At 68.0% G+C, this 18,909-nt stretch carries 12 protein-coding genes; 2 read left to right on the top strand and 10 right to left on the bottom strand.

The features are described 5' to 3' along the window. Positions 1 to 10 precede the first annotated feature (10 nt). Genes AC07NG_RS01640 through fdhD form a run of 4 tightly spaced genes read right to left on the bottom strand, consistent with a single transcriptional unit; the run spans position 11 to position 5,308 of the window. Entirely contained in the window at positions 11 to 916 is a 906-nt protein-coding gene (locus tag AC07NG_RS01640) for a transcriptional regulator (protein ID WP_494591745.1), read from the bottom strand. Positions 917 to 961: 45 nt separating this feature from the next. Beyond that, positions 962 to 2,131, bottom strand: coding sequence for a GNAT family N-acetyltransferase (locus AC07NG_RS01635; protein ID WP_494591743.1), 1,170 nt, complete (start codon positions 2,129 to 2,131; stop codon positions 962 to 964). Between the two features lie 52 nt (positions 2,132 to 2,183). Next, positions 2,184 to 4,493 (bottom strand): FdhF/YdeP family oxidoreductase, encoded by a 2,310-nt coding sequence (locus AC07NG_RS01630; RefSeq protein ID WP_494591741.1) that lies wholly within the window; start codon positions 4,491 to 4,493, stop codon positions 2,184 to 2,186. Then, on the bottom strand, positions 4,493 to 5,308 hold the full coding sequence (gene fdhD, locus AC07NG_RS01625) for a formate dehydrogenase accessory sulfurtransferase FdhD (protein ID WP_494591739.1): 816 nt from the start codon (positions 5,306 to 5,308) through the stop codon (positions 4,493 to 4,495). The genes AC07NG_RS01630 and fdhD overlap by 1 nt, the downstream gene beginning before the upstream one ends. A gap of 357 nt (positions 5,309 to 5,665) precedes the next feature. On the opposite strand from fdhD, the gene AC07NG_RS01620 reads away from it, so the two are divergent. After that, positions 5,666 to 8,524 (top strand): TonB-dependent receptor domain-containing protein, encoded by a 2,859-nt coding sequence (locus AC07NG_RS01620; RefSeq protein WP_494591737.1) that lies wholly within the window; start codon positions 5,666 to 5,668, stop codon positions 8,522 to 8,524. Positions 8,525 to 9,538: 1,014 nt separating this feature from the next. Here the strand turns inward: AC07NG_RS01620 and tuf are convergent. From tuf to rpsL, 4 genes are all read right to left on the bottom strand, one after another. Next, positions 9,539 to 10,729, bottom strand: coding sequence for an elongation factor Tu (gene tuf / locus AC07NG_RS01615; protein WP_101719590.1), 1,191 nt, complete (start codon positions 10,727 to 10,729; stop codon positions 9,539 to 9,541). A 118-nt stretch (positions 10,730 to 10,847) separates the two neighbouring features. Beyond that, complete coding sequence (gene fusA, locus AC07NG_RS01610; RefSeq protein ID WP_110121625.1) at positions 10,848 to 12,926, bottom strand: elongation factor G; 2,079 nt, start codon at positions 12,924 to 12,926, stop codon at positions 10,848 to 10,850. 114 nt (positions 12,927 to 13,040) lie between these two features. Further along, on the bottom strand, positions 13,041 to 13,514 hold the full coding sequence (rpsG, locus tag AC07NG_RS01605) for a 30S ribosomal protein S7 (RefSeq protein ID WP_007661568.1): 474 nt from the start codon (positions 13,512 to 13,514) through the stop codon (positions 13,041 to 13,043). Positions 13,515 to 13,527: 13 nt separating this feature from the next. Beyond that, a complete protein-coding gene (gene rpsL, locus AC07NG_RS01600; RefSeq protein WP_058350131.1) occupies positions 13,528 to 13,899 on the bottom strand; it encodes a 30S ribosomal protein S12 in 372 nt (123 codons plus the stop codon). 343 nt (positions 13,900 to 14,242) lie between these two features. Here rpsL and AC07NG_RS01595 point away from each other — a divergent pair, with 343 nt between their 5' ends. Further along, positions 14,243 to 14,977, top strand: coding sequence for a hypothetical protein (locus AC07NG_RS01595; RefSeq protein ID WP_494591733.1), 735 nt, complete (start codon positions 14,243 to 14,245; stop codon positions 14,975 to 14,977). A gap of 17 nt (positions 14,978 to 14,994) precedes the next feature. On the opposite strand, the gene AC07NG_RS01590 is transcribed toward AC07NG_RS01595, so the two are convergent. Both AC07NG_RS01590 and AC07NG_RS01585 read right to left on the bottom strand, forming a co-directional pair. Further along, a complete protein-coding gene (locus AC07NG_RS01590; RefSeq protein WP_494591731.1) occupies positions 14,995 to 16,989 on the bottom strand; it encodes an alpha/beta hydrolase family protein in 1,995 nt (664 codons plus the stop codon). A 121-nt stretch (positions 16,990 to 17,110) separates the two neighbouring features. After that, the gene (locus AC07NG_RS01585; protein WP_494591729.1) at positions 17,111 to 18,907 is read right to left on the bottom strand and encodes a methyl-accepting chemotaxis protein; all 1,797 of its coding nucleotides are present in this window, start codon (positions 18,905 to 18,907) and stop codon (positions 17,111 to 17,113) included. Between the last annotated feature and the right edge of the window lie 2 nt (positions 18,908 to 18,909).

The raw sequence follows: 18,909 nt of genomic DNA, 5'->3' as shown, positions 1-18,909 counted from the left end.
ACGTACCCGATCAAGCCGCCTTCTGGGCGTCGCCGATCTCGAAGGTGCGCTCGAAGGCCTTGATCCGGTCCTCGACCAGCCGCAGGCGCTTGAGGCCCAGCGAGGCCGCCCAGAGGCCGGCCCGGGCCGCCATAGGCGTCTTGTCCATGGCCGCCACCGTCAAGCCCCAACGGCGCAGCACGCCGTTGGCGTAGTGCGCGCCGTTGGTCAGGCGCGAGCCCCAGGTCTGGTAGTCCACCGACAGCGAGACGTTGAACGTGCCGAGGTTCTCGATCCGGTGCGGCGCGTGCAGCGGCCAGGCGGCGGCCGTGCCGGGCTCGAGGTCGTAGACCACGGCCCCGGCGTCCATGTCGCGGCGATAGGGCAGGTCCTCGGTCTGCTGCTTGAGCAGGATGTTCTCCATGCCCTGCTGGGGCATGTGGGCCTCGTCGGGCGGATAGATCCAGATCCGCTTGCGGCCACGCAGGTGGAACAGGATGACGCCGGGCGCGTCGGCGTGGAACGGCACCTTGGCGCCGGGGGCCGACATGATCAGCTGGCCGTTCAGCTGGACGGGCGAGAAGCCCCTCGCCTCGCCGGCGATCTCCGCGAAGGCCTGGTTCATCAGCGGGGTAAGGGCCGGATACCAGGCCTCGGCTCGGCGCAGCTGCACCCAGATGCGACCTTCCTTGACCCCGGCCAGCACCTCTCGGCCCGGCAGGCGGCCGCGGGCGCCGGTGCGCATGGTCGCCTGGCCCTCGGCGTCGAAGTCGAACAGGTTGATGTCGTAGAGCTCGGCCGGATAGGCGTCGAGCAGGCGCGCCAGGGCGTCATCGTCGAACAGGCCGGTTTCGGCGAGGTTGTGGCGGAAGGTGACGGGGGCCTTGCGGAAGCTCTGGATCTGGTCGGACGACCAGGGCGCGACGAGACGGGTCATTGGCGTTCCTCCCTCACTTCTAATCCGGGGCGCGATCGCCGCGCCCTAGTCGGCCAGCAGGCCGAGGCTCACTCCAAGTCCGATGACGCCGATGCCGGCGCCCAGCCCCGCCCCCACCTTCGGATGGCGACGACCCAGGCCGGTGACGAAACTGGCGCCGCCCTTGACCTGGCCGATCAGGCCGGGCTCGCAGGCGGCGATGCGGTCAAGACGGCGCGCCAGGCGCTTGCCGACCTCGTCGATGCGATCGACGCCAGGCGCGCCCTTCAGGTGCGCCATCAGCGACGGCCGGACGGCGATCGCGCCCTCCAGCACCGTCTCCATCGGATCGGCGAAGTCTTCCTTGTAGGCTTCCTCGCTGGGACCGAAGTCCACGCGGACGACGCCGCGCTCGGCCGCGACGCGCAGGGTCTCCAGCGTCATCAGCGCGCCCGGCGAGTAGCGGGCGAAGGCCGGGTCGTAGATCGGGAACCACAGGTGATGGCGATCGCCGGCGGTCAGGCCCAGTTCGGCGGCGACGATCGTCCCGCCCGCTCGCAGCACCGCCAACCGCAGGCCGAAGTCGGGCGCGTCGTGCTCGGCCAGGCGCAGCAGCAGGTCCTGGGTCCAGCCACAGGCAAAGATGTCGTGCTGATGGGTGCGGCGGATCTGCTCGCGCTTCTGGGCGACCAGCCAGGCCAGCAGATCCGGAGCCGGGCGCTCGAAGGTGAAGACCGTCTCGCCGTGGTCGCGCTCCAGCGCGCGGGCCCGCCGGCGCTTGTCCTTCAGGAAGGCGGCGCTGCGGCTGGCCTGGTAGGCCTCGAAGCCGCCCGAAAGGTCGGCGGCCATGGCGTGACGCACCGACAGCTCGCCGGCCGGCTCGCGGGTGACCAGGCCGCTGACCCGCATGCGTTCGGCGCCCAACAGGGCCAGCACCGTGGAAAGCTCGACATCAGGCTCGGCGACCAGGCCGTGGAAGTCGCTCATCGGCGCGCCCAGCGGCTGCAGCAGCGAGCCGCGCCGTTGGAACGGCAGGAAGCCGACGATGCGACCGCCGCGCTCCAGCACCGCGATCCGCGCGCCCGGGGCGCAGTCAGCGGCCGTCTCTATATAGCGAAGATCGAAATAGGGTCCGCCCAGCAGCGGATCGGCGGCGCGCAGGGCGTTCCAGCGCGCGCGCTCGGCCACGCCGAGATCGGCGGCCTCGATGACCCGCGCCTGCAGTGCTCTGTCCACCGCCCTGCTCCCTCGTCCTTGCGGACAACGCCGGACGGTGGAGACGGCCCGGTCAGCCGCCGTGCAGCGAAAGCCGCACCGGCGCCGACTTGTAGGCCGGCGTACCACTTCGCCGGTCGTGATCCTCCAGCGCTACCAGAGCATTGGTTTCCGGATAGTATGCGGCGACGCACCCGCGCGGAATTTTTCTAGCGACGGCCGTAAAGGATCGAACGACTCTCGCTCCGGTTTCATCGAAGGCGGCGGCCAGATCGATGGCGTCTCCCTCGCGGATTCCGCGCTCGGCCAGGTCGTCGGGGTGGACGAAGACCACGTCGCGCCGCCCGAAGACGCCTCGGTAGCGGTCGTTCTCGCCATAGATGGTGGTGTTGTACTGGTCGTGGCTGCGCAGGGTGGTCAACAGCAGGACGGAGGCGTCGCCCTTGCGCGGATCATCGAGCCCCGGATGGGTCAGGAAGTTGGCCTTGCCCGAGGGGGTGTTCCACTTCCGCTCGGCGTGCGGCAGCGGCAGGCGGAAACCGCCGGGCTGGCGGACGCGGGTGTTGTAGTCGGTGAAGGCGGTCGGAAAGACCCGTTCGATCAGGTCGCGGATGCGGTCGTAATCGGCGACCTGGCCTTCCCAGTCGACCGGATCCGCCTCGCCCAGAGCCAAACGGGCGATCCCGGCGACGATGGCCGGCTCGGACATCAGGTGCTCAGAGGCCGGCGGGTTCAGACCGCGCGAGGCGTGGACCATCGACATCGAGTCCTCGACCGTCACCGACTGGCGCACGCCGCCCTGCACGTCCATCTCGGTTCGACCCAGGCACGGCAGCAGCAGCACCTCGGGTCCGACCAGCAGGTGCGTACGGTTGGGCTTGGTGGCGATGTGGACGGCAAGGTCGACCTTGCGCATGGCCGCGTGGCTGCGCAGCGGATCGGGCGCGGCGACGGCGAAGTTGCCGCCCAGGCCGATGAACACCTTGATATCGCCCGCTTCCATGGCCTCGATGGCCTCGACCACGGTGTGGCCGTGATCGCGCGGCGGAGTGAAGCCGAACACTTGGCCCAGGCTGTCGAGCAGCGCCGCCGACGGCTTCTCCCAGATGCCGACCGTGCGGTCGCCCTGGACGTTGGAATGGCCCCGCAGCGGGCAGATCCCCGCCCCCGGCCGACCCATGTTGCCACGCAGCAGCAGCAGGTTGACCAGCTGCTGCACGGTGCTGGACGAGTTGCGGTGCTGGGTCAGGCCCATGCCGTAGCAGAGGATCACGGCGCTGGACCGCGCATAGATGGCGGCGGCTTCCTCGAGCTCGGCGCGCGACAGGCCGCCGACGGCGACGATCTCGTCCCAGGATGCGGCGTCCAGCTGGGCGACCAGGGCCTCGAAGCCGGCCGTGTGCTCGGCGATGAAGTCGTCGTCGAGGATCGCCGGCTCGCCGGCCTCGCGCGCGGCGCGGTCGAAGGCCAGCACGGCCTTCATCAGCCCCTGCAGCACGGCCGCATCGCCGCCGACGTTCACTTGATAATAGCGCGAGGCGATCGGGGTCGAGGACAGGGTCGCCATCTCGACCGGATCCTGCGGCGAGGCGAACCGCTCCAGGGCCCGCTCGACCAGCGGGTTGAAGGCCATGATCGTCGCGCCGCGCCGCGAGGCTTCGCGCAGGGTGGCCATCATCCGCGGGTGGTTGGTGCCGGGGTTGTGGCCAAAGCACAGGATCAGGTCGGCGTGGTCGAAATCCTCTAGGCTGACCGAGCCCTTGCCCATGCCCAGCGAGTCCGGCAGGCCGACGCTGGTCGGCTCGTGGCACATGTTGGAGCAGTCGGGGAAATTGTTGGTCCCGACCTTGCGGCCCAGGAGCTGGAACAGGAACGCCGCCTCGTTGCTGGCCCGGCCCGAGGCGTAGAACTCGGCCTGGTGCGGATTGTCCATGGCTTGCAGCGCCGCGCCGGCGCGGGCGAAGGCCTCGCCCCATTCGATCGGCAGGTAGCGGTCGCTGGCCGGATCATAGGCCATGGGATGGGTCAGGCGACCCAGGTCCTCGATGGCGTGGTCGCTCCAGGTCAAAAGCTCGCTGACCGTATGAGCGGCGAAGACCTCGGGCGTAGCGCGTTTGCTGGTCGCCTCCCAGGCCACGGCCTTGGCCCCGTTCTCGCAGAACTCGAACGACGAGGTGTGCTTGGGATCGGGCCAGGCGCAGCCGGGACAATCGAAGCCCTCGGGCTGGTTGGCCCGCATCAGGGTCTTGCCGCCCTCGACCACGGTTTCCTGGTCGGCCAGGGCGCCGGCCACGGCCTTAAGCGCGCCCCAGCCGCCGGCCGGGCCGCCATAGGGCTTCACGCCCGGGATCTTGGCGCCGGGATTGTTGGCGTCGTCGGCCATCACGCTTGCTCCAGAACCGCCTCGACCAGGCGGTCGGGACGGGAAAACACCATGTGGCCGTCGGCGCGGGCCAGGGCCACCAGGGTCAGGCCGGACTCCTCGGCCCGGCTCACGGCCAGGTCGGTCGGCGCGGACACCGCCACGATCATGCCCGCCCCCATGCGCACGGCCTTCTCGACCATCTCGAACGAGCAACGGCTGGTCACCAGCACGAAACCGGCCCCGGCGTCGCGGCCTTCGCGCGCCATGACCCCGGCCAGCTTGTCCAGCGCGTTGTGACGGCCGACATCTTCACGCAGCAGCACGACCCGGCCTTCGGCGTCGCAGAAGGCCGCCGCATGGGTGGCGCGGGTGCTGCGGCCCAGGGCTTGAGCCTCTTCCAGATTCGCCAGGGCGGCCGTCACGGCCTGGTGGGCGACGCGAACGCCCTCCCCCGCCGGCGGCAGCGGCCGGACGGCGTCGGCCAGGCGCTGGACGCCGCACAGGCCACAGCTCGACCGGCCTTCCAGGTTGCGCGGACGGGCCTTGCGGCGCGCCGCACCTTCGACCAGGCGGATGTCGACCAGCACGCCCAGCGCGTCCGGCTTGACCTCGACGGACAGGATGTCTCCAGGCCGGGCGACGCCTTCGGTGATGGTGAAGCCCCGCGCCAGGTCCTCGACCTCGGTGGGCGTGGCCATCAGCACGGTGTGGGGACGACCGTCGAACGACAGGCCCACGGCCGTCTCGTCCGGCGTCCAGCGGTCGATGCGCGCGGCCCGCCCGGACGCGCGCCATTCGAGAGCGGGGCGAAGGCGGGCGGAAGCATCGGACATGGGCGAAAGACTACCGTTTAGGCGCCGGCGCCGCCATGACGAAACGCGGACACGGGGTGTGGCCTTCCCGCCACGCGCGCCAACATTGCCACAAGATATCACCAGACCGAGAGAACGCCGGTTTGTTTCAGATAGGGAGGCATAGATTGCCGCAAATATTCCAATGACATCCAGTATACGTCGGTATGCGACTGAACCCTACTTTAGTTTATTCGATATTGTAATTCGTATACATTTTACAGAACCTTCATCTCACAATTGAGAAACAAAAGGCCCCCATCCCTCCCCTTACGGCGGAATTTTATTTCGCCATCACGACCATTGCGGCGACGCTTTGGCGAATACTGGGGACTATGAATGGCTAGAAATACCTATCTGCTGAGCGCGTCCGCGCTCGTCATCGCCATGACGGCAGCGCCCGCGTTGGCGCAGGCCCAGACGAAAGACGAACCGGCCGCCGTCGAAGAAGTCGTCGTCACGGGCTCGCGCATCGCGCGCCGCGACTACGTGTCGAACAGCCCGATCATGACCATGGATCAGGCCGCGATCGAGAAGACCGGTTCGGTCACCGTCGACACCCTGCTGAACCAGATGCCGCAGTTCGTGCCGGCCGTGTCGTCGACCTCGAACAACCCGTCGAACGGCGGTCAGGCCAACATCGACCTGCGCGGCCTGGGGAGCCAGCGCACGATGGTCCTGCTCGACGGCCACCGCGTGGTTCCGTCCAACTCGGACGGCACCGTCGACATCAACATCATCCCGCAGACCCTGATCCAGAACATCGAGGTCATCACCGGCGGCGCCTCGGCGACCTACGGTTCGGACTCGCTGTCGGGCGTGGTCAACTTCAAGCTCAACAAGAACTTCACCGGCCTGATGTTCGACTCCCAATACGGCGAGACCGAACGCGGCGACGGCAAGGAAAGCTCGCTGGCCTTCGCCGCCGGCGGCAAGTTCGCCGATGACCGCGGCCACGCCGTCCTGTCGGTCGGCTACACCCAGCGCGGCGAAGTGTTCAACTCCGCTCGCGACTTCGCCAAGGTCTCGGGCGCCTCGTCGACCACCCCGTACGGCCGCTACGACGCCACCGGCACCAACCTGCCGACCCAGGCCGCCATCGACGCCGTGTTCGCCAAGTACGGCTATACCGCCGGCACCGTGAAGGCGAGCGCCAACCTCGGCTTCAACGACGACGGCACGCTGTTCTACAACGGCGTCAACTACACCGGCTCGACCGCGATCGACTATTCGACGATCCCGGTGAACGGCACCTACAACACCGGCGCGCTGAACCTGATGCAGCTGCCGCTGACCCGCTACTCGGTCTACAGCGCCGCCGAGTACGAAGTGAACGAACACGCCGAGTTCTACGGCTCGTTCGCCTTCACCCACTACGACTCGCGCACCCAGCTGGCCCCGTCGCCGGCCGCCAGCTCGACCGGCTTCTCCGTGCCGGTCACCAACCCGTTCATCCCGGACGACCTGTCGACCATCCTGGCCAGCCGCGCGGACCCGACCGCCGACTTCCTGCTGCGCAAGCGCTTCACCGACGTCGGCGCGCGGATCTCGCAGACGACCTTCAACGTCTTCCAGATCGCCGGCGGCGTTCGCGGCGAGACCGGCTTCAAGGACTGGACGTACGACGCCTACGCCTCGTTCGGCCGCTCGGAGCAGAACGAGATCCAGTCGGGCAACGTCAGCCACTCGGCGGTCCAGACCCTGCTCGACGCGGCCGACGGCGGGGCCAGCATCTGCACCGGCGGCTATGACCCGTTCGGCAACAACGCCCTGACCGACTCGTGCCGCAGCTACATCTCGCGCACGACCAAGAACTGGACCGCCGCCGACCAGCGCGTCGTCGAGTTCAACGTCCAGGGCGGCCTGTTCAACCTGCCGGCCGGTGAAGTCCGCGCCGCCGTGGGCGTCGACTACAAGTTCGACAGCTTCCAGTACGTGCCCGACAGCCTGCTCTCGACCGGCGACGTCGTGGGATTCAACGCCGCCGACGCCATCGACGCCTCGACCGACGTCTATGAACTGTACGGCGAAGCCTTGGTGCCGATCCTGAAGGACCTGCCCTTCGTCAAGGAACTGAACCTGTCGCTCGGCTACCGCCTGTCGGACTACGAGACGGTCGGCAGCGTCGGCGCCTACAAGATCGACGGCGACTGGGAGGTCTTCGACGGCTTCCGTCTGCGCGGCGGCTACCAGCGCGCCGTCCGGGCCCCGTCGATCGGCGAACTGTACTCGCCGCAGAACCAGGGCTACCCGGCGATCGACGAGGATCCCTGCGCGATCGACAGCTCGGCCCGCACCGGCTCCAACGCCGCCAGCGTCCGCACCCAGTGCCTGGCGCAGGGCGTGCCGTCGGCGATCATCGACAGCTACACCTACGCCAACGGCCAGATCAACGCCCTCAGCGGCGGCAATCCGGACCTGCAGGAAGAGACCAGCAACACCTTCAGCGTCGGCACCGTCTGGACCCCGCGCCTGGAGAGCCCGCTGTTCGAAAAGCTGTCGCTGTCGGTCGACTTCTACTCGATCGACATCAAGGACGCGATCGGCACCATCGACGCCTCGACCGTGCTGGAGAAGTGCTACAACGGCGACGCCAACGCCTCGTACTACTGCAGCCTGTTCACGCGTAACACCTCGACCGGCGAAATCGACACGATGACGCTGACGAACCTGAACCTGGCCGAGTTCAAGACCTCGGGCGTGGACTTCCAGGTCGACTGGGGCTTCGGTCTCGGCGCCGTCGGCCTCGACGACAAGTACGGCTCGATCAAGCTGAACGTGGTCGGCACCTGGCTCAACACCTTCAAGATCCAGAGCCTGCCGGGCGAGGAGTTCGAAGAGCTGAAGGGCACGATCGGCAACACCTCGATCAGCTCGGTCGCCGTGGCCCACCCCGAGTGGAAGCACGCCACCACCCTGACCTACGCCATCGGTCCGGTGGATCTGGGCGTCCGCTGGCGCTACATCGGCGAAATGACCGACGCCGCGGTGGCCACCCAGAAGATCAAGGCCGTCAACTACTTCGACCTGAACGGCACCTGGCGCGTGACGGACACCTACTCCATCCGGGGCGGCGTCACCAACCTGGCCGACAAGGATCCGCCGACCTTCACCTCCTACGTCCAGGCCAACACCGATCCGTCGACCTACGACGTGCTCGGCCGCCGCTTCTACGTGGCGATCAAGGCCAAGTTCTAAGCCTGACGGCTTAGACCAGAACCTAGGTTGAAAACTGGGGCGGCGGGTTCGAAAGGACCCGCCGCCTTTTTCTTTGGGCGCCGCGCGGACGCGCGGCCCCCTCAGTCGCTCCGCGACAGCTCCCCCAGAGGGGGAGCATCCGAGGCGTCAAGATCCTCCCCCCTGGGGGAGGTGGCCCGGAGGGCCGGAGGGGGAAAGCACGGCGGTTCGTCCTCGCGCTTTCGCTACGAGTTGATCGGAGAGGGCGCGGGGCGTCCGGGCCTCGCCCGGAGCTGTGAGTTTGAATACCGTTTCGACGAAGCTCCGACGCCCCGCGCGATCGTTCTTGACCTCAGGCCGGGGCGCGCGGGCCTTTTCCGCCCTTCACCCCCTTCGGCGTGTGCCTTCCCCGGAACCGGGCTGTAAGCTTCGCTAGCCATCGCGTGCAGACAGAAGGCGCCGGAGCGGACCCTCGGACGGGCGGGAGCCTATTACAGGCAAGCTCCCGATGGATGGGTTTACGTCCCCCATCCTCATTTAAGCCTTCAGGCCCGGCTCTCGCCGCTCCTTCAGCCCCGCTCGATCGCATCGCCGTCGCACGCTTCGGGCCGGATCCTTGCGCCCTCTCCCCGCGACGGGACAGCTCTGATTATGCAGCGGGTTTCAGCGCGTCTGATCCAGAGCGCTGAGAAATTTGTAAGGGACTGGATTGGTTGGGGTCTCGGGCGCGGTCGCCGGGGATCGAGGGCGCTCTGTCCCCGTCAGCGATCCTTCTCCCCTTGCGGGAGAAGGTGGCGGCCGAAGGCCGACGGATGAGGGGTCTCTCAGACTTGAGACGCTCCGCCCGGCCTGACCGCTGCACGCGGCTTTGAGATCTGAGAGACCCCTCACCCGACCTGCTTCGCAGACCACCCTCTCCCGCAAGGGGAGAGGGATCAGGCGGCAGGGCTCCCCCTTCAGGGATCAGGCAAAAGAAAAGGCCCCGGAGTTTCCTCCGGGGCCTTCGCTTTGTCAGCCGAAGCTAAGAAGCGTCGATTACTCGACGATCTTGGCGACGACGCCGGCGCCGACGGTGCGGCCGCCTTCACGGATGGCGAAGCGGAGCTTCTCTTCCATGGCGATCGGGGTGATCAGCTCGACGTCCAGCTCGGCGTTGTCGCCCGGCATGATCATTTCCACGCCTTCGCGCAGCTTGATGATCCCGGTCACGTCCGTGGTGCGGAAGTAGAACTGCGGGCGGTAGTTGGTGAAGAACGGGGTGTGACGACCGCCTTCTTCCTTGGTGAGGATGTAGGCCTCGGCCACGAACTTGGTGTGCGGGGTGATCGAACCCGGCTTGCACAGCACCTGGCCGCGCTCGACGTCTTCGCGCTTGGTGCCGCGCAGCAGCACGCCCACGTTGTCGCCGGCCTGACCTTGGTCGAGCAGCTTGCGGAACATTTCGACGCCCGTGCAGGTCGTCTTCTGGACCGGACGGATGCCGACGATTTCGACTTCTTCACCGACCTTCACGATGCCGCGCTCGACGCGACCGGTCACCACGGTGCCGCGGCCCGAGATCGAGAACACGTCTTCGACCGGCATCAGGAAGGCCTGATCGATCGGGCGTTCCGGCTGCGGGATGTAGGCGTCGACCGAAGCCATCAGCTCGAGGATCTTCTCTTCGCCGATGTTGGCGTCGCGGTTTTCCACGGCGGCCAGGGCCGAACCCTTGGTGATCGGGATGTCGTCGCCCGGGAACTGGTACGAGCTCAGCAGCTCGCGCACTTCCATTTCGACGAGCTCGAGCAGCTCTTCGTCGTCGACCATGTCGACCTTGTTCATGAACACGACCAGGGCCGGCACGCCGACCTGACGGGCCAGCAGGATGTGCTCGCGGGTCTGCGGCATCGGGCCGTCGGCGGCCGAAACCACCAGGATCGCGCCGTCCATCTGCGCCGCGCCCGTGATCATGTTCTTCACGTAGTCGGCGTGGCCGGGGCAGTCGACGTGAGCGTAGTGACGGTTGGCCGTCTCATACTCGACGTGAGCCGTGTTGATCGTGATGCCGCGGGCCTTTTCTTCCGGCGCGGCGTCGATGTCGGCGTAGTTCTTGGCGGTCGCGCCGCCCGACTTCGCCAGCGTGATCGTGATCGCGGCCGTCAGCGTCGTCTTGCCATGGTCAACGTGACCGATGGTGCCGATGTTGCAGTGCGGCTTATTACGTTCGAACTTTTCCTTGGCCATCTTCTTAGCTCCAGGACCCCAGAGGGGCCGTTGGTTGAACTTCTGGGGTTTGGGCGGGCGGATCCCAAAAGGACCCGCCCTACTCTTCCGCTAAACGTGTCGTCCGGGGACGAAACGCTTAGGCGTACTTCTTGATCACTTCGTCGGCGACGTGCTGCGGCACCGGCTCGTAGTGATCGTAGACCATGCTGAACTGGGCGCGGCCTTGCGACATGCCCCGCAGGGTGTTCACGTAACCGAACATGTTGGCCAGCGGAACGAAGGCGTTCACGACCGTCGCGTTGCCGCGCATGTCTTGACCCTGGATCATGCCGCGACGGCTGTTCAGGTCGCCGATGACCGAACCCAGGTACTCTTCCGGGGTCACGACCTCGACCTTCATGATCGGCTCGAGCAGCTTGGGGCTGCCCTTTTCGCGCAGTTCCTTGAAGGCGGCGCGCGAGGCGATTTCGAAGGCCAGGACCGACGAGTCGACGTCGTGGTACTTGCCGTCCGTCAGGGTCGCCTTGAAGTCGATCAGCGGGAAGCCGGCCAGCAGGCCGTTGTCCTTGACCGATTCCAGGCCCTTCTGGACGCCCGGGATGTATTCCTTCGGCACGGCGCCGCCGACGATGGCGCTTTCGAAGATGAAGCCCGAACCCGGCTCGCCCGGCTCGAAGGTGATCATGACGCGGGCGAACTGGCCCGTACCACCGGTCTGCTTCTTGTGGGTGTAGTCGATGTCGACCTTGCGGCCCAGCGATTCACGATAGGCAACCTGCGGCGCGCCGATGTTGGCTTCGACCTTGTAGGTCCGCTTCAGGATGTCGATCTTGATGTCCAGGTGCAGTTCGCCCATGCCCTTCAGGATCGTCTGGCCGCTTTCGAAGTCGGTCGAGACGGTGAAGGACGGATCTTCGGCGGCCAGCTTCTGCAGGGCGACGCCCAGCTTCTCCTGGTCGGCCTTCGACTTGGGCTCGACGGCGATCTCGATGACGGGCGCCGGGAATTCCATGCGCTCCAGGATCACCGGCGACTTCAGCGGATCGCACAGGGTGTCGCCCGTGCGGGTGTCCTTGAGGCCGGCCAGGGCGACGATGTCGCCGGCGTAGGCTTCCTTGATGTCTTCGCGGTTGTTGGAGTGCATGAGCAGCATGCGGCCGACCCGCTCGCGCTTGTCGCGCGTCGAGTTCAGCAGGCTCATGCCGGTTTCCATCTTGCCCGAGTACAGGCGGCAGAAGGTCAGCGAACCGACGAAGGGGTCGTCCATGATCTTGAACGCCAGAACCGACAGGGGCTCTTCGTCCGAGGCCTTGCGGGTGATTTCTTCTTCGGTCTTGAAGTCGATGCCCTTGGTCGGCGGGATGTCCAGCGGCGACGGCAGGTAGTCGACGACGGCGTCCAGCAGGGGCTGCACGCCCTTGTTCTTGAAGGCCGAGCCGCAGAGGATCGGGTAGAACGCGCCGTTCAGCACGGCCTTGCGGATGCACTTCTTGATGGTTTCTTCCGAGGGCTCTTCGCCGCCCAGATAGGCTTCCATCGCGTCGTCATCGAGCTCGACGGCGTTCTCGACCAGATAGGCGCGGGCTTCCACGGCCTTGTCCAGCAGGTCGGCCGGGATTTCTTCGTCGCGGTAGGTCGCGCCCAGGCCGTCGTTGTCCCAGACCACGGCCTTCATGCGGACCAGGTCCACGAGGCCCTTCAGGTTCGATTCCGAACCGATCGGGAATTGGATCGGCACGGCCTTGGCGCCGAGGCGGTCGCGGATCGACTCGACCGACTTGTCGAAGTCGGCGCCGATCTTGTCCATCTTGTTGACGAACACGATACGCGGCACGCGGTACTTGTCGGCCTGGCGCCAGACGGTTTCGGTCTGCGGCTCGACGCCGGCGTTACCGTCCAGCACCGTCACGGCGCCGTCGAGAACGCGCAGCGAGCGCTCGACTTCGATGGTGAAGTCGACGTGCCCGGGGGTGTCGATGATGTTGAGGCGCTTGTCGTTCCAGAAAGCGGTCGTCGCGGCCGACGTGATGGTGATGCCGCGCTCTTGCTCCTGCTCCATCCAGTCCATGGTCGCGGCGCCGTCGTGGACTTCGCCGATCTTGTGCGACTTACCGGTGTAATACAGGATCCGCTCGGTCGTCGTCGTCTTGCCCGCGTCGATGTGGGCCATGATGCCGAAGTTGCGGTAGTCTTCGATTTTATGCGTGCGGGGCATAGCGATCGCTCTGCGAAACGGGACGGCCCTGACGGACACGACCGGGATTTAAACGTGCGGCGCGGGCGGTTTATCGCAAACCGCCCGCGCCTGAAAGAGTGCTGGTAAGAAAGCTTACCAGCGGTAGTGCGAGAAGGCCCGGTTGGCTTCAGCCATCTTGTGGGTGTCTTCGCGCTTCTTCACCGCGGTGCCGCGGTTGTTGGAAGCGTCGAGGAGCTCACCAGCCAGCTTTTCGGTCATGGTGTTTTCGCCGCGCTTGCGAGCGGCGGTCACCAGCCAACGGATGGCCAGGGCGCGACGACGGTCCGGACGGACTTCCACGGGCACCTGATAGGTGGCGCCGCCGACGCGGCGCGACCGGACTTCGATCGCCGGGGCGACGTTGTCCAGGGCGGAGTGGAAGGTCTCAAGCGGACCTTGGTCCTTGCGCTTGTTTTCCAGGATGTCGAAAGCACCATAGATGATGTTTTCAGCGACGGCTTTTTTGCCCTCGTACATCACGTAGTTCATGAACTTCGTGACGATCAGGTCCCCAAACTTGGGATCCGGCAGGACTTGGCGTTTCTCGGCGCGACGGCGGCGGGACATCTTCTTCTATTCCTTACTTCGGACGCTTGGCGCCGTAGAGCGAACGACGCTGCTTACGATCCTTGACACCTTGGGTGTCGAGGACGCCGCGCAGGATGTGGTAGCGGACGCCGGGCAAGTCCTTGACGCGGCCGCCGCGGATGAGCACCACCGAGTGCTCCTGCAGGTTGTGGCCTTCGCCCGGGATGTAGCACACGGCTTCGATGCCGGTGGTCAGACGGACCTTGGCGACCTTACGCAGAGCCGAGTTCGGCTTCTTCGGGGTCGTCGTGTAGACGCGGGTGCAGACGCCGCGACGTTGGGGGCAGCCCTTCAGGGCGGGCACCTTGTTCCGGACCGGCTTCGGAGAGCGCGGCTTGCGGATGAGCTGGTTGACGGTAGGCATTAAGTCTCTGCTCTGATGGAAGCGTGTGCCTTTCGGCCGAGGCGCTTCAGGGTCCTTGTTGTTCTTCTTTCCGGCTTCAAGGCTCCGGTTGGAGACCCGATAAACACGAAACTCGCCGGGACGCGGAAAGCGTTCCGGCGGGCCTGCCGTCGGTTTATGGACGGACGCTCATCAGGACGGGCGCAAGACCCACCTCGAAAAGAGCGCGGAACCTACTCGCGAAGGCGCTCCACGTCAATCGCCGGCTTCCGCGTCGGTTAATGGAGCGTTTAGAGGGCCACGCTTTCGCCATAGGCGATCGCCAGCCTCGCTTCACAACCCGCCCTTGTTCGCCGAGTCATTCGTGGTCCAAGCCGCCGCGCCGTCCATAACACGCCTGCTGGATCAACGGAGCGAACCCAGGCGCGACAAGCGGTTCTGGGCGCTGGCCGGCGGGTCGGCGGCGCTGCACCTGCTGGTCCTGGCCTGGCTGGCCCTGCCGGTGCGGGCGGTGTTCCCCGACCTGGACGCGGTCTCGACGGTGACCATCGACCTGGTCAGTCCAACCCCGCGCGAGCGGCCCCGCGAGGCCGTCGAAACCCCGGCCGCGGCCGCCTCTTCCGCCCCCGCTTCGCCCCTGGCGAATCCGCGCGAGGCCCGACGGCCGGCCCCGGCGGGAATCGCCCCCTCCCCCTTCGTGGCGGCGCCGGCGACGGACGCGCGCGGACACGGGAACGCCGAGCATCCAGCGCCCCTGCCCGCCGCCCAGCCCGGCGGCGACGCCAGGACGGCCCTGCGCGGCAGCGGGACCGGCTGCGCCAACGCCCGCGCCGTCGGCCTCAACCGGCGCGAGGAGGAGCGCTGCGACGAGCGTTGGGGCGAGGCCGCGCGCAAGGCCCCGGAATACGCCGCCCCCATCGAGGCGGCCAAGCGCGCCGGCTTCGACCAGCAGGCCGCCCGGCAGGAGGCCGACAGGCGCTATCGGGAGTCGCCCATGGGCATGGGCGTCGACCATCGTAGCCGCGACGGCCTGGGCAAGATGAAGGAGATCCCCCTGGGCCTGCCGGGCACGGACGCCCTGGGCCGGCCCAGGAACTAGGCCAGGAACTAGCGCGATCAGCTGGCCGGCTTGACCGGCAGGTTCTGCGCCAGGAAGGCCTCGACCTCCTCCAGCATCTTCGTCCGCGTGGCCGAGGTTGAAAGGTAGTGGTCGTCGCCCTCCAGCACGACGCTGCGCACCGGGCGACCGGCGGCCGTCAGGGCGTCGCGCATGCGCTCGGACTGAGCCGGAGCGACGGTGGTGTCCTGGTCGCCCCAGACCAGCAGCACCGGCGGGGTGGCCTTGCTCACCTGACGGGCCGGCGAGACTGAGGTCAGGGCGGCGGGATCCTTGAAGGTCGTGCCCATCTGGCTGCGCCAGTAGCGCAGGCTGTCGGAGGCGCCGCCATAGGCGGTGACCGTCTCGCCCAGCATCTGCGGCAGGTCCGAGACGCCGTTGACCGACACCGCGCAGCGATAGGCGGTCGGGTTGAGCGTGGCGCCGGCCAGAGCCGAATAGCCGCCGAAGCTGGCCCCGACGATGCAGACGCGGGCCGGATCGACCACGCCGTCCTTGGCCAGCTGGGCGACGCCGTCCAGCAGGTCGGTCTGGATCTTGCCGCCCCACTCGCGCTCGCCGGCCTTCTCGAAGGTCTTGCCGAAGCCGGCCGAGCCGCGGAACTGCGGCTGCAGCACCGCATAGCCGCGCGTGGCCAGGAACTGCGCCCACCAGTCGAAGTCGTAGCCGTCGCGCGAGGCCGGGCCGCCGTGCGGCAGCACGATCAGCGGCAGCTTGCCGCCTTCGGGCGGCGCGCCCGGCGGCAGGGTCAGATAGGCCGGGATGTCCAGGCCGTCGCGGGCCTTGTAGGTCAGCCAGCGGGTCTGGCCCAGCGGCGCGTCCTTGAGCTCCGGATAGGCCTCGCCGAGGGGAGAGATCTCCTTGCGGGCCTTGTCGAACAGGTACCAGACGGGCGGCGAACCGGGCGAGGCGACGCGGGCCACGAAACGCACGCGATCGCGCGACCAGCCGGTCAGCGACACGTCCTGGCCCTTGAAGGCGCGGCTCAAGGCGCCGTGGACGGCGCCGACCTGCGGGTCGAGCCATTCGTAGCCCGGCCGCTCGCGGCCCGAGACGATCGCCACCGGCGTGGTCAGGGCCGGATCCCAGACCAGGCCGATGTCGGAGCCCTGGATCGGCTTGCCGCGCGGCTCGGTCGCGCCGTCGGCCAGGCGGATGCGCACGACCTGGCTGGCGCCATCGGGCGCCGCCTGCACCATGTAGACGGCGTCCTCGGCGTCGGAATAGCCGAGATAGGTGCGGATATCCTCCTCGCTGTCGGTGGCGACCAGCGTGCGCCAGTTCCTTTGGCCCTTGGCGCGCACCAGCAGCTTGAAGTCGTGCCGGAGCATGTCCTGGTCGATGCGCACGCGCGCTTCGCCGGCCCGGTCGACGTCCCAGGTGGTGGTGTCGGGCGAGCCGCGCTCGGCGATCTCGCCGCGGCCCTTGACCACGTCGGCGCGGAACAGGGTCTGGACCAGCGGATTGACCGCTTCCTTGCGGACCAGCCGGGTGCCGAGATTGCCTTCGGGCGTGGGGATGTAGTCGAGGCCCTGCACCAGGACCTTGGGCTTGTCGCCCTCGACGACGCCGAGCACGGGCTGGCTGATGGCGTAGGCCGAGGCGGTCTCGCCCTCGAGCAGGCTGCTGACGATCTTGCCCTTGGAGTCGACGACGAGATTGCGCTCGAACCGGTAGGCGTTGCGCGCCCCGACGCGCTTCCAGATGGCGGTGCGGACCAGGGCGTAGTCCTCGCCGACCCAGCGCACGCCGACAGTCTGGATGTCGCCCAGAGCGAGGACGGCTTCGCCCGCCTGGTCGATGGTCGCGAAGCGGACAGTGCGCGCGGCCGGCGCGCCGCCGAGGATGGCCAGCTTGTCGCCGGCCGGCGACATCGACACCATCTGCACGGCCGGCAGCCGGCCGAAGGCCGAGGCGGGCGGCGTCTGAGCGCTCGCGGTCTGTCCCAGGGCCGCCAGAACCGCGGCCACGCCCCACACCATACGCTTCGTCATACGCCCCAACGCCCCGACAGAGATCACTCGCCCCCGGCGACACGCGCGGGAGCGATCGCACTCAGAGCGAGTAGCCGGAGCGCCGTCAAGCGCAAGGTGAAGCTTTATCGCCGCGCGGCGCTCAACCAGCCCGGCGGAACGACGCCGAGGCCGGCGTGGTGCGGAAGCGGGCGACCAGGCCCGACAGTTCGTCCGCGGCCGAGACGAGGTTGCGGCTGTCGCCGGCCGAGCGGCTGATCAGGGCGGCGTTGCGCTGGGCGCCCTGGTCCATCTGGTTGACGGCGGTGTTGACCTGCGAGAGGCCCGCCGACTGTTCCTGGGCGCCGGCGGCGATCTCGCTGACAATGCCGTCGATGGCCTCGACCTGGGCGACGATCTTCTGCAGCGCCTCGCCGGTGCGGCCGACCAGCTTGACCCCGGCTTCGACCTGACGGGCGGAGTCGGCGATGTGGACCTTGATCTCCTTGGCGGCCTCGGCCGAGCGCTGGGCCAGGGCCCGCACTTCCTGGGCGACGACAGCGAAGCCCTTGCCGGCGTCGCCGGCGCGCGCCGCCTCGACCCCGGCGTTCAGGGCCAGAAGGTTGGTCTGGAAGGCGATCTCGTCGATCACGCCGACGATCTGGCCGACCTGGCGCGACGAGGCTTCGACGCCGCCGATGGCCGCGATGGTGTCCTGGACCACCGAGCGCGAACGGCCGGCCTCGGCCTGGGCTTCGCGGACGGCCTCGTGGGCCCCGCGGGCGCCCTCGGCGGTGCGGCGGACGGTGACGGTGACTTCGTCCAGGGCTGCGGCGGTCTCTTCCAGGCTGGCGGCCTGCTGCTCGGTGCGGTCGGAGATGTCGGACGAGGCGTCGGCGATATTGCCGGCCCCGGTGTTGAGGGCGCCGACGGCGTCGACCACGGCGCTCATGGCCGTCTCCAGGCGCTCGACGGCCTGGTTGAAGTCGCGGCGCAGGCCTTCGTAGTCGTGGGCGAAGGGCTGATCGAGGCGAACGGTCAGGTCGCCGTTCGACAGGCGCTCCAGGCCCTGGGCCAGACTGTCGACGACCACGCCCTGCTCACGAGCGGCGCGAGCGTCGCGGGCCTGGGCGGCGGCGCGCTCGGCCTCGCTCTGGTCGCGGTGAGTGGCGGCGTCGGCCTCGATGCGCTGCTTGGCCTCGGCGTCGTCGCGGAAGGCGTGGACGGCGTCGGCCATCAGGCCGATGTCGTCGCGGCGGCCGGCGAACAGCAGGGCCACCGACAGGTCGCCCTTCATCAGCCGGGCCATGGCCTCGCGCAGGGTCTTCAGCGGCGACAGCTGGCGGCGCACGGTCAGGACCGAGGCGACGCCGCCGGCCAGACCCAGCACCAGGCCGGCCGCGCCCAGCCAGCCGAGCTGGCGATAGACGGGACCGAAATAGTCGGCCTTGGGCACGCCGACGAACATCACGCCGATCACCTGGCCCGAGGCGTCCTTGATCGGATCGTAGGCGACGAAATAGGCGCGCTTGAGGATCTGGGTCTCGCCGCGATAGGCCTCGCCGCGACCGAGCACGGCGTCATAGACCGGCCCCTTGGCCAGGGTGGTGCCGACCGCGCGCGAGCCGTCGGGCTTCTCGACATTGGTGGTGATGCGGGTGTCGCCCATGAACACGGTGGCCACGCCCCCGGCCAGGGCCTTGACCCGGTCGACGCCGGCCAGGTCGCCGTTCAGGGCGTGGTCGCCGACGAACAGCTGGTCGCCCTCGCGGCGGAACGCCTGGCCCTGGCGGCCGATGACGTCCCAGGCCACGCGCATGCTGGTTTCCTGCTGGGCCACGGCCTGGCGTTTGGCGAAGCCGAGGGAGCTCCAGGCGACGACGCCCAGCAGGCCGGCCAGCAGGACGGCGAAGGCGGCGGCGATGGTCAGGCTGACCTTGGTGGAAATATCCGAGCGCATGG

It is taken from the genome of Caulobacter sp. GW821-FHT10C03 (assembly GCF_059415485.1).
Note: the sequence above shows the minus strand (reverse complement) of the source record. Positions and strands in the feature narration are given on the sequence as shown.

Excerpts from the sequence above, each read along its gene's own strand:
- AC07NG_RS01640 (WP_494591745.1), bottom strand. The coding sequence starts at position 916 with ATGACCCGTCTCGTCGCGCCCTGGTCGTCCGACCAGATCCAGAGCTTC.
- AC07NG_RS01630 (WP_494591741.1), bottom strand. The coding sequence starts at position 4,493 with ATGGCCGACGACGCCAACAATCCCGGCGCCAAGATCCCGGGCGTGAAG.
- fdhD (WP_494591739.1), bottom strand. The coding sequence starts at position 5,308 with ATGTCCGATGCTTCCGCCCGCCTTCGCCCCGCTCTCGAATGGCGCGCG.
- AC07NG_RS01620 (WP_494591737.1), top strand. The coding sequence starts at position 5,666 with ATGGCTAGAAATACCTATCTGCTGAGCGCGTCCGCGCTCGTCATCGCC.
- tuf (WP_101719590.1), bottom strand. The coding sequence starts at position 10,729 with ATGGCCAAGGAAAAGTTCGAACGTAATAAGCCGCACTGCAACATCGGC.
- fusA (WP_110121625.1), bottom strand. The coding sequence starts at position 12,926 with ATGCCCCGCACGCATAAAATCGAAGACTACCGCAACTTCGGCATCATG.
- rpsG (WP_007661568.1), bottom strand. The coding sequence starts at position 13,514 with ATGTCCCGCCGCCGTCGCGCCGAGAAACGCCAAGTCCTGCCGGATCCC.
- rpsL (WP_058350131.1), bottom strand. The coding sequence starts at position 13,899 with ATGCCTACCGTCAACCAGCTCATCCGCAAGCCGCGCTCTCCGAAGCCG.
- AC07NG_RS01590 (WP_494591731.1), bottom strand. The coding sequence starts at position 16,989 with ATGACGAAGCGTATGGTGTGGGGCGTGGCCGCGGTTCTGGCGGCCCTG.
- AC07NG_RS01585 (WP_494591729.1), bottom strand. The coding sequence starts at position 18,907 with ATGCGCTCGGATATTTCCACCAAGGTCAGCCTGACCATCGCCGCCGCC.